The sequence below is a fragment of the Pseudoalteromonas sp. genome (genome assembly GCF_041629635.1).
In the GTDB taxonomy this organism is placed as follows: domain Bacteria; phylum Pseudomonadota; class Gammaproteobacteria; order Enterobacterales; family Alteromonadaceae; genus Pseudoalteromonas.
Genome location: NZ_JBFKMX010000124.1, coordinates 1 through 10,597, shown reverse-complemented (window position 1 = coordinate 10,597; position 10,597 = coordinate 1). Strand labels below are relative to the sequence as shown.

Here is a 10,597-nt window from a genome sequence, read left to right as displayed (position 1 = left end):
GGGCGCGAGCCCAGTGGCAATGATGATAATTCTTGCTCAGGCGTTGCTTGGCGGAAATAGCGCACAAAATTCGCTTCTTCACGGATATAACCACGGTAAATTTCACAACTGAGCGATGCCATATTGTTCATAAGCTCTCGCCATGATGCGGGTGGCACAGGTTGTGGGTGAATTAAGCTTTCTAAAATCGCACTGGCATATAAGTGTAAACTGCGCACAGCAAGATTTGGCAAACCAAACTTGTAGCGAATGGTTTCACCTTGTTCGGTGACACGTAAGCCACCATCGAGTGTGCCCGGCGGTTGTGATGCAATTGCATCATGTGCAGGACCGCCCCCGCGACCAATGGTACCGCCACGGCCGTGGAATAATTTAAGCTCGACCTCAAATTGTTTAAATACCTGCACCAGCGCTTCTTGCGCTTGGTATTGTGCCCATGTGGCCGCTAACACACCTGCATCTTTTGCCGAATCACTGTAGCCTATCATCACGTATTGCTGTTTGTTACAGCGCGTTAAATATTGCTCTATGTTTAGCAAGTCGCCCATCACTTTTGGTGCGTTGTTTAAATCATCCAATGTTTCAAACAGCGGTGCAATAGGCATATCCCAACTAAACCCTGTCGCTTTCATTAACAGGTTTACCGTAAGTACATCGCTTACTTTACTCGCCATTGAGATAATATAAATACCCAGCACTTCGCGCGGTTGTTTTGCCACCATAGCGAAGGTGTCGAGCACTTCTTGGGTATTTTCACTCCAAGTTACATTGGGTAATAATGGGCGCGGATTATTTATTTCGCCGAGTAAAAATTCTACACGGCGTGCTTCATCCCAAGTGGCGTAATCGCCTAAATCGAGAGCATTTACAATCTCGCCAATGGCTTCATCGTGGCGTTCACTGTGCTGGCGAATGTCGAGTTTTACCAGTGAAATACCGAAACATTGCACCTTACGAATCAAGTCGAGCACTTGCGAATTAGCAACGCGAGTAAGACCGACTGCTAATAAGCTGTTGCGGCATGCTTTTAATGGCGTAAGTAAATCTTCTGAAGATGAAATTGCACCTTTTGTTTTACCCTCACGTAACAATGCGATTGACTCTTTGAGTTCGCTGATAAGTTTGGTGATAACTGCACGGTATGGCCCGATGCCATTAATATCTGCATCAATTAAGTTATCGGTTGCCTTATGCATCGATAATTCTAAATAAAGGGATTCAAAGTCAGTTAAGTAGAGCTCTGCGGCAATTAATCGCGCTTGTAAAATGGCTTGTTTACTGAGTTTGGCGGTAACAAACGGGTTGCCGTCTCTATCACCTGCCATCCAGCTGGCCATAGTAATGGGTATAATATCCTCAGCCAGAGGCTCGCCAATCAGGGTTTGTGAAAGCTCATCTAATTCGCGAACAAACTTAGGTACCGCATGCCATAAACTATCGGTAATGGCGTGTAAACCCCAACGCGATTCATCAAATGGTGTGGGGCGCTGCTGCCTAATTTCATTGGTATGCCACGCTTGTTCAATGATTTCTTGCACGCGTTCGCTCAAGGGCGCTTCGCCTTTACTGAGTTCATCAGCAACTTCGTTGTATTTATGAATAAAGGTGCGGCGGTTAACTTCGGTTGGGTGCGCAGTTAACACCAGCTCAATATGCAGTTTTTTAAGCGCTTGTTTAAACGCGTTTGCATCAATACCGGTTAATTTTTCTGACAGTGAATCAAGTGGGTGCGGTAAATCAAGCTCAGCTAAACCTTGCTCACTGGTGGTGTGTTGTTGCTCTGCCACATTTGCGAGGTTTAAAAACTGGCTAAATGCACGAGCATGAATTAATAAATCTTGCTCGCTACTATTTGCAAAAATTGTTTGTAGGTCTTCAATTACATGGTTTTCACCTGCCACAATGCGCTTACCTAAAAGGCGTACTTCTTCAATTTTATCAACCCATATATCGCCTTTATCTTCGGCAATTGTTTGGCCGAGTACTTCACCTAATGCGCGTACATTATTCGATATGGTTTCTAACATAACTTCCTCATTCACCAATACAAAGCATCACCACCTGCGTTGTAGTTTTGAGATGCAGGTTGTATTTTATGCATTTATAAGTCAAAAATTAGTCTATGCGCGCAGTTGAATAAACGCTAATATATATTTATGTAAATATGTATAAGTAAAAATCTATATAACTATGCGATTACCCACAGTTAGGCAGTTACAGCTCTTAAAAGCGCTCGATCAATACAAAAGTATTTCCTTGGTGGCGCAGCAGTTACATGTGTCGCAACCCTCGGTGTCGATTCAGTTAAAGCAATTAAGCGAGGCTGTGGATATGCCAGTGTATCGTCAGCATGGCAAAACCATTGTGCTCAATGATGCGGGAAAAGCCCTGTTAAAGTGCGCCAATGAGGTATTTACTAGTTTTCATAATTTATCAGTATCGATTGATGAGCTTAAAAGCGTGACATCGGGTTCGCTTAATTTATGTGTGGTCTCAACTGCTAAGTATTTTTTGCCATTGATTTTAGGAGCGTTTTGTAAAAAACACCCAAAAGTCGATATCAATTTAAAAATAGGTAACCGTCAAGAAGTTAAAGAGCGCATAGAAGCTAACGAAGACGATTTTTACTTTTTTAGTCAGTGCCCTGAACGCCCCGAAATTATAAAAACGCCGCTACTCGACAACGAACTTGTGGTAATCGCCCCAGCTAGGCATGAACTGCATTTGCAACAAGAAGTCAGCTTAAATCGCTTATCGCATTACCCGTTTATCATGCGTGAAAAAGGCTCGGGTACACGGAATTTAATTGAGCAATTTTGCACTGAGCAACAATTAATCTTGAATGAAAAAATGACCATCGAAAGTAATGAAGCAATAAAATACGCTGTTGCCTCAGGTTTAGGATTATCTATTTTAAGCCGTCATGCCCTTGATTATGGCGAAGTGCCGGGCTTAGTAAAATTAGATGTAAAAGGGTTTCCTATTCGTAGTACGTGGTTTTTAGCTAAACGCCAAGATAGAAAACAAAGCCTGCTTGCCAGTGCATTTGAAATCTTTATGAAAGAGCAAGGTGTCGCCATTTTAGAGCGTTCACAGGTAACAACAAAAGGCGTTTAACTTAAATCGTAATATCTGCTACTATTTTGCGAGAATAAAAGCATAAGTTAACATGATTTTGAGGCAGAGAGTGTCTGAGTTTGATAAGGGAAATGCTAACCCATTTAGTGGGTTGAGTAAAACGCAAAGTAAGCAGTTACATACTTGGTATTTAAATGAATTAAATTGCCAACTAGCAGCACTGCTAAAAGGCAGCCAGTCAGGACAGATTTTAGAAAAAAAACTTAAGCATGCACTGACTTCAGCTGCTCAATCATTAGTTGCTCAAACCAGTGAAAGTAGTATCCATAATTTTAATTTCAAGATTAAAAATGGCAGCGTGTTGCAAGAGTTAAAAGACACCCGTGACGTACTGAAAAGTGCCCAGTCAAAAATAGCCCAATTACAAAAACAACAGATTGAAAAAAGCGAGATAGTGCTTGCTTTAGAAGCTGAAGTTGGCCGCTTAAAAGCTGAAAACCGTAACTACCGAAAGCGCTTAAGTAATTTATTACAAAGTGCAGATGCAAAAGGTCAGACCAATTTAAAAGTACACTTTGTTGGGCGTATTTTTGTGCATGCTCTCAAGTCTAGCTTTGCAGATTGGCAGCAAACTGATAAAGGTAGGCACTTTAAAAATAAAGATTTTTACAGCCTTTTTCCTCGCGTACTTTACCGCGGTTTATTAAAAGAATTAGAATTATTAATAGGTGAAAGTGACTACTCAAAAATCAACCAAACATTATCTAACTATGTCTACCAGACAAAAGGCGTACCAGTAGAAAATTGGCCTGATGAAGACCCCATTTACGACACGCGTTTAATTAATCAAAAGCAACATGAATTATTGTTTACGCTACGTACTCATCATGATAAGCGTAAAAACTTTGCTAACTACCTTGAGAAAAAACTCGAAAAAACAGGCTTTACGCCAATGCATGGCAAATTATTGGTTAATTTAATTCAGCATGCCACGGATAACCATGCACTAAACTAAATCTTATGAAACTCAAAACCAAGCGTACACTCATTGATGTGCCAAACAGTGATGATACGCAAGCGCTATTGACGTTTATTAACGAGAACAAAGCTCACCTAGCACCATGGGAGCCAACGCGTGATAAACACTATTTCACTAAAGAAAATGTGCAAAACTTAATAAAAGATTACCAAGTTCAGTTTCACAATCAAACTTCATATTATTTAGCTGCTTTTGATTTAGAACGACAAGAAATTCTAGCAATGTGTAACTTTACCAATGTGATACGCGGGCCTTTTCAAGCGTGTTATTTAGGTTATTGTGTTGCTGAAAAATACCAAGGGCAGGGCATTATGTTTGAGGTAGTAGAGGCTGGGCTAAATTATGTCTTTAACGAGCTAAAGTTGCACCGTGTGATGGCAAATTATATTCCGCATAATACAAAAAGTGCTCGGTTATTAACGCGTTTAGGCTTTGAAAAAGAAGGGTTGGCTAAGCGCTATTTAAAAATAAATGGCACATGGCAAGATCATGTTCTGACTGCTAAAATTAACCCTCACTTTATTGATGACTAAAAGGGCAAAGCGAGTTTTACTTCCAAGGTGTTGCAGGGGCTTTTAGGTAGTGTGTTATTAAATAGCCCCATGGCAGTACGAGTGGTGTCAGAATAACCCCCATGGCACACGCAAACACCAACTCTTGTGCGTATTCATCGAGAGAATGATTTAAATACAGCGGTAAGGCATACGCTAAAAGCCAAAAAACTTTCCATATAAGCTCTAGCAAAAGCACTGGTAACATTTTAATTGGGTACTTTATTCCAAGCAACGAGAGAAGGAAAAATCCCATTAAAATGGCATTGATAATGGTGTCTGAATCTGCAAATTGGCCTGAGCCAGAAACCACATCGGGAAGAGTGGTTACACCTAATCCAAAGGCAATAAATGCATACATTGCCCTTAACAGGTAAATTCTAACTGTGCTGACTTCATCCATAAATTTTAGCTTCCCTAGTTTTGTTACCCGAACTTAGATTAATTAATATCGTTATGGACTAATAATCTAATATTTCTCATTTGTTTGGCTGGCGGCTTTTTCACTGCCTTTATTTTTAACAGAAATTTTAAAGTAAAACCATAACAATTCTTTTGTAAATGGTTTAATTTGAGCAGCAACGAAGCGATTTAAATTAAAGTGCCACACGGTAGATGTTTAAATTTTGTTTAATGCCATTTACCACCGTAAATTCGGGTAAAGCGGCTACAAGAGTAGCGCCAGCGCGAAGTGCTACTTTAATGCTTGCATGATTTTGTTCAAGACACCTAAATTCAATGGCTTTAGCTGATGTGTTGGCTAATAGCTTTGGTAGGTAATTTACAATTTGACTAATTACACCATTGCCTTTTGCACTATCGCTAAGCCAATAACCTAATTCTGCAACTTGGGTTTGCAGGCAGACCGATTTAATCGCAAATACGCCACACATTTCATCATTGAAGTAAATTTTGAACCAGTGCGCTTCATTTAAACCGCTATTAACTCTTTCCAAAATATAATGTTTGGCTGAATCAACGCATTGTACATGTTCTACCCAATACAGATACTCCGCTAGCTGAGTACGATTTTGGCTTACTAAAGCAAAAATAGCAGATGCATCTGCTATTTTTAATGGTCTTAATGAGATTTGAAGTGATATTTGGAAATGCAATTTTGGCTACCTTGAATAAGCGAAAAATGAGTGCAAGCTAAGCTTAAAACACTCATAAGAATATGTATCAATTTTTCCTACTCTTTTAATAAACTTTATGATGCCTGTATCTTGCGCCAAAGATTCTCTGATTAAACTTGGTCAGATGCCAAATTAATGTTTGAAATCAACGTTTATTCCACCAAAAAACATTGCGAATAAGTTAAAAGTTAAAGCTTCTAGGATGCCAAGGAAAAAGCCTACGATACCGAACATAATTGGCATGCCCAAAAGAGCACCGAACGCAAACATGGTACCTAAACTTAAGCCTAGTGTACTTGTCGATGCGAGCATATTAGCACTTACTAAGATATCTAGTATGAGTCCACCAAAAGAGTATAATATTCCAGCAAAAAAGCCTAATAAAGCCGATAAAACAGCTTGAAACTTTGCAAATGACAAAACTTTTAGACGCTTACATTTAGCCATATTAACAATTCCTAATTGAACAGCTAAAGTCTGATTTGTGATCAGCATAAGCTGTTATTTTTCACAGCTTATCCGAAGGATTGGAAAATACAAGTGCTTGAGAAAGCAATGTGCGTATTACCTAATCTTTAATGTAAATAAACACTCATATATTGTCTACTGGCATGATTTTATGCTCAGCAATTAACACTCCGCCTAGTAGTTCATCTATTGGTTTGGCTAGTGTTCACCTTTATACGGTTTTGGCAGTAGTTTAATGGCATTTTCAACGGCTTTACGCTCGCCAAATTGAACTAAGTCGTTGTAATAAGAGTCTGGTCCTTTCTTTTGTGCTTCAATAAAGTCTAAGTTTTTTAAAGCATTGACCCGCCAATGATTAAGGATCTCTCTATCTACCATCACCTTTTTTAATGCTGCTGCATCATCAATATCATGCTTTAGAGCTTCACGTTGTAATGCAAATCCAACCATATTTGCAAAAAAAATAGTCCCTTTATGTTCTAGTAATTTTCCCACTTGAATACAGCTATTCTTCCACGCCACACTAGATTTTGACTGCTCATTGCATAAATTCATGAGTTCTTTATATGGTTGAAAAACAATATTGTGGGAAAATTTTACAGAAGCTGTGTATAAATGTTCTTTTGGGTAACTTGCTTCTTGAAGCGTATTAAGCAAAGTTGAGAATCTTTTCCAATAAAAATCATTATACATATTCTTCTTTGCAATCTTGTTTAATTCTTCAAAGGCTATTAACAGGTTATTTTTTCGTGCGTGATAAATAGTTGAATATGTGAAAGGCAGACCATTGTGGTGGTCTAATCTTTTTAATTTCTCAATAAGTATTGGAAGCTCAGGCTCAGGGTTTTGTTTAACAAACAGTTTGTTTTTAATCGCTTGGTCAAGCAACAGAATATTACTGTGTTGCAAAAAGCTTTCTAGTGTATACAGGGTATCAAGCGTTTTTTGGCTATCTAGCTGACTTGCAATTAAAATGGCAACCAAAAGATTGTTTGCATTTTTGGTGTCTTTTAGGCTTGATAAGTACTGCTTACTAAAGCTTTGTTCTTCTTCTGTGAATTCAAAAGAAGCAGTGCTATTTGAAAAAAAATTAATAGAAATAGAGTATTACAAGAGAATCGATGTTTTAACATAATGCACTATTTTTCTGCTTACTTACTATTGCCACTATATTTTTGATTTGCTTTAAATGCCTCAACTTCTAAAGGTGCATTTTCGTATCCATACTTTGCCATATCCGAGAAATGCTGAGTAATAACTGCTGCCAAGTTGGATCTTTCAATTTGTAATACATGTACCAGCTCGTGTGCCAGCTTTGGTGTATCCAATTCGTAACCTTTTCTGACATAAATCGAGTAACCAAATACTTGAGCATTATTAACTATTCCCTCACCAACAAAGCCAAGTGCTTTGCCAAGAATGTTTAATGCGAAGTTTTCATAAGGAAAAGGAACCTCATCAACATAAACAATTTTTACTTTATGAGGATTCTGAATGCCAATTTTAGTTGCCAATAACAATTGTTGTTCTTCCAGAGGAACGCCAACCTTTAAACCATTCGAATCGATTTTATGAGCCCATGAAATGTATTGGGGTAAGAGTACATTTGAAATCACTTTTTCATATGAGAGTGCTAAAACTACCGTAATAACAAAAGTTGTTAGCAATAAAATTTTGAGAGGCTTCATAACTTTTTACTTCCTTTTCTAGTGATAGTGACAACATGTTTTGTTGCGAATAAAGATAATACTCCTAATGTGAAAACCGAACTTGTAGGTTTTATCATTAGTAAGATGATTTTGTTCTCTTTTTATTTTTTCACTTGTTTATATTCACAACTTAACTCAAAACACTATGATTTTACAGGTTTTTATGATTAATATAAGGCAGTGATTAAAAAGGGACAAACCATGTTAAAACAGATTATAGGCGGTACGTTATTATTATCAGCCACGCAGCTTTGGGCTAACACGTTTACGCTTACTAGTAATGATATTGCGAACGGTGAAATGCTTTCAAATAAGCATGTTTTTAATGGCTTTGGCTGTGAAGGTGAAAATGTATCGCCGCATTTAGCGTGGAGCGGTGCACCTAAAGAGACCAAAGCATTTGCTGTATTTGCCTATGATCCTGATGCGCCGACTGGCAGCGGCTGGTGGCATTGGCAGATTACAGATTTACCCGCGAGCACTTCTGAACTAGCTGCTGGCGTAGGCAGTAGTTCCAGCCCAAAACTGCCAGCAGGTGCAGTACAAATTAATAACGACTTTGGGGTAAATGGCTTTGGTGGTGCGTGTCCACCAAAAGGGCATGGTATTCATCGTTATCAATTTACTGTGTTTGCCTTAGCAAAGTCGCTTGGTTTAAAAGAAAATACCAAAAGCGCGGTGGCAGGGTATATGGTAAATGCCAATACACTGGCAAAAGCAACGATTGAGGCGGTGTATAAACGCGATTAAGTTATTGAAGTTGTTAAATAAAAAGCCAGCATGTCAATGCTGGCTTTTTTGTTTTGACTGAAAAAACAAAGCTTAAAAAAAAGATGTTTACGCTGTTTTAGCTGTTTGTTCAGTTGCAAGCTGTTCTGTAATAAATGCTGGGCGCTTTAATTTATCCATAATGAGGTAAAGTAAAAATACCACCACAGCAATCGCACTACACACTAAAAATAGGGTTCGACCGTCATACATATCAAGTAGTAAGCCGCCGCCTATAGGCGCTAAGGCATAACCTAAATCGTAAAATGCGGTTGCGCCAAAATATGCGCCGCGAAGGTTAGTTGGCGCAATGCGGTCAACATGTACGCTCATGGTAGGAAATAAAATGGCCTCAGCAAGGCTCATAATTACCACCGCACCTAACCAACCTGCAAAAAAAGTAAGTGGATTAAAAGCAAACCAGATTTGCGAGATGATAAGTAACACCAAGCCAAAACGAATACGTACTAAAATTGGCCGTGACGCCATTAATTTAAGCAGCAAAAATTGGCAGGTAATGATCACTAACGCGTTGGTAAAGATCATTGATGAAATAAGTTCGAGCAAGTTATTTGCGCCCGCACGGGTGAGGTATTGCACCAGTGAACTATCCATTTGACCATAAATAAAAAAGCACAAAATGTTTGCCAAAATAAGGCACTGTAACAGCTTATCTTGTACTAACACGCTAAAGGTTTGTTTAAAGCCCGTTTTTGTTTCAGGTGTTTTGGGGCTTGGCGCGTTATCTATATCCACTTTTGTATGGATTTTATCTTGATGTTTAAACCCCAAGGTTAATAACACAAGTAAAAAGGCAAAGGCGTAAACGGTAATAAAAAAGCTGGATTGCTCACCAGTTAAGCCAAGCCAAACTCCCAGCATTGGGCCAACCGCACAGCCAACATTAACTGCAAAATAAAGCGATTGCATGGCAAGTTCACGGGTCGCTTTTTCGGGGATAATATCGCCAATTAAAGCCGATGCGAGCGGTCGCCAAAGAGAGGTGGCAATAGAGCAGAGTGTAATCACAATGGTAAACATTAAGATTGTGTCGGCGATGGCAAGTAAACTAAACGAGACAATATAAAGTACACCTGTGGCATACATCATAGGTTTACGACCAAGCTTATCTGAAAGAGTGCTGCCAACAAAACTGACAAACACCGAAATAACTGCAGCGAGCGACAATACCGAACCGACTTCGGTTGCAGAAAGGGCAAACTTTTTATACAGAATCACTGCCAAAAATGGCCACACCATATAAAAGCTACCGCGTGTTATAAACGAGCCAAATAACATAATCCACATTAATGGTGGAAACTGCTTTATACGAGAAATTGAAATATCACTGTTCATTATCTTGTTCTTATTGCTGTGAAAAATGGCATGCTAAAACCTCAAGTTTACTTTAGGTCAAGTCGTAATTAAAAAAACTATTTCTTATAGACATCAGTTGATTCATCAGATTTGAGCAGAGGTTATTAGCGCGATAAAAACCTTAAAAAATAAAGACCGATTAAGAGATGAAAATAAAATTTAGCTAAAAATAAAATAAACCTCAGTGTAACTCTGATTCTTAGATGCGTGATAGGGGTTTTTGGCATAAAAAATGGAACTTTCTTCAGTACAGCCAAAAAAACATGTATTTAAACAAGTATTGGAGATTTGCAATGCAAAATGCAAAATGCGAAAGAAAATAGGTTTGTCGAATTATATCGCGATACAGCTCGCGGAAAACTAGAATCACCTGACAGCTATAAAGGCTTACCTATTCATGCTTATAAAGGGTTGCATCATCGGGCGGGAGAGCTAATTAATCAATACAGTGATTTAAATAATGCTGAGGTG

General features: G+C 38.7%; 11 protein-coding genes. 4 read left to right on the top strand and 7 right to left on the bottom strand.

Translation table 11 applies throughout. The features are described from left to right. Positions 1 to 2,027 (bottom strand): phosphoenolpyruvate carboxylase (locus ABYD77_RS15000; protein WP_372770931.1); only part of this gene is annotated, 2,027 nt, incomplete at its 3' end. A gap of 163 nt (positions 2,028 to 2,190) precedes the next feature. On the opposite strand from ABYD77_RS15000, the gene ABYD77_RS14995 reads away from it, so the two are divergent. The 3 genes from ABYD77_RS14995 (at position 2,191) to rimJ (ending at position 4,650) form a co-directional block, all read left to right on the top strand. Then, positions 2,191 to 3,117, top strand: coding sequence for a LysR family transcriptional regulator (locus tag ABYD77_RS14995; RefSeq protein WP_372770930.1), 927 nt, complete (start codon positions 2,191 to 2,193; stop codon positions 3,115 to 3,117). Positions 3,118 to 3,187: 70 nt separating this feature from the next. Continuing rightward, the gene (locus ABYD77_RS14990) at positions 3,188 to 4,093 is read left to right on the top strand and encodes a hypothetical protein (protein ID WP_372770929.1); all 906 of its coding nucleotides are present in this window, start codon (positions 3,188 to 3,190) and stop codon (positions 4,091 to 4,093) included. Positions 4,094 to 4,098: 5 nt separating this feature from the next. Next, a complete protein-coding gene (rimJ, locus tag ABYD77_RS14985) occupies positions 4,099 to 4,650 on the top strand; it encodes a ribosomal protein S5-alanine N-acetyltransferase (protein ID WP_372770928.1) in 552 nt (183 codons plus the stop codon). 16 nt (positions 4,651 to 4,666) lie between these two features. On the opposite strand, the gene ABYD77_RS14980 is transcribed toward rimJ, so the two are convergent. The 5 genes from ABYD77_RS14980 to ABYD77_RS14960 all read right to left on the bottom strand — a co-directional run bounded on the left by ABYD77_RS14980 (position 4,667) and on the right by ABYD77_RS14960 (position 7,960). Then, positions 4,667 to 5,071, bottom strand: coding sequence for a hypothetical protein (locus ABYD77_RS14980; protein ID WP_372770927.1), 405 nt, complete (start codon positions 5,069 to 5,071; stop codon positions 4,667 to 4,669). 193 nt (positions 5,072 to 5,264) lie between these two features. Further along, positions 5,265 to 5,783, bottom strand: coding sequence for a GNAT family N-acetyltransferase (locus tag ABYD77_RS14975; RefSeq protein ID WP_372770926.1), 519 nt, complete (start codon positions 5,781 to 5,783; stop codon positions 5,265 to 5,267). A 153-nt stretch (positions 5,784 to 5,936) separates the two neighbouring features. After that, positions 5,937 to 6,251 carry a hypothetical protein gene (locus ABYD77_RS14970; protein WP_372770925.1) on the bottom strand — a complete coding sequence of 105 codons (315 nt, stop codon included), beginning with the start codon at positions 6,249 to 6,251 and terminating at the stop codon, positions 5,937 to 5,939. Between the two features lie 219 nt (positions 6,252 to 6,470). Further along, a complete protein-coding gene (locus ABYD77_RS14965) occupies positions 6,471 to 7,256 on the bottom strand; it encodes a hypothetical protein (protein WP_372770924.1) in 786 nt (261 codons plus the stop codon). 167 nt (positions 7,257 to 7,423) lie between these two features. Next, positions 7,424 to 7,960, bottom strand: a complete 537-nt coding sequence (locus ABYD77_RS14960; RefSeq protein WP_372770923.1) for a hypothetical protein — start codon at positions 7,958 to 7,960, stop codon at positions 7,424 to 7,426. Between the two features lie 222 nt (positions 7,961 to 8,182). Between ABYD77_RS14960 and ABYD77_RS14955 the strand changes: the two genes are divergently transcribed. Next, positions 8,183 to 8,731: a YbhB/YbcL family Raf kinase inhibitor-like protein gene (locus ABYD77_RS14955; RefSeq protein WP_372770922.1), complete on the top strand. Its 549-nt coding sequence runs from the start codon at positions 8,183 to 8,185 to the stop codon at positions 8,729 to 8,731. 87 nt (positions 8,732 to 8,818) lie between these two features. On the opposite strand, the gene ABYD77_RS14950 is transcribed toward ABYD77_RS14955, so the two are convergent. Beyond that, positions 8,819 to 10,105, bottom strand: a complete 1,287-nt coding sequence (locus tag ABYD77_RS14950) for an MDR family MFS transporter (RefSeq protein WP_372770921.1) — start codon at positions 10,103 to 10,105, stop codon at positions 8,819 to 8,821. Positions 10,106 to 10,597 lie beyond the last annotated feature (492 nt).

What these genes read in the sequence shown, in the direction of transcription:
- ABYD77_RS14995 (WP_372770930.1), top strand. Translation starts at nt 2,191, where the DNA reads ATGCGATTACCCACAGTTAGGCAGTTACAGCTCTTAAAAGCGCTCGAT.
- rimJ (WP_372770928.1), top strand. Translation starts at nt 4,099, where the DNA reads ATGAAACTCAAAACCAAGCGTACACTCATTGATGTGCCAAACAGTGAT.
- ABYD77_RS14980 (WP_372770927.1), bottom strand. Translation starts at nt 5,071, where the DNA reads ATGGATGAAGTCAGCACAGTTAGAATTTACCTGTTAAGGGCAATGTAT.
- ABYD77_RS14970 (WP_372770925.1), bottom strand. Translation starts at nt 6,251, where the DNA reads ATGGCTAAATGTAAGCGTCTAAAAGTTTTGTCATTTGCAAAGTTTCAA.
- ABYD77_RS14960 (WP_372770923.1), bottom strand. Translation starts at nt 7,960, where the DNA reads ATGAAGCCTCTCAAAATTTTATTGCTAACAACTTTTGTTATTACGGTA.
- ABYD77_RS14955 (WP_372770922.1), top strand. Translation starts at nt 8,183, where the DNA reads ATGTTAAAACAGATTATAGGCGGTACGTTATTATTATCAGCCACGCAG.
- ABYD77_RS14950 (WP_372770921.1), bottom strand. Translation starts at nt 10,105, where the DNA reads ATGAACAGTGATATTTCAATTTCTCGTATAAAGCAGTTTCCACCATTA.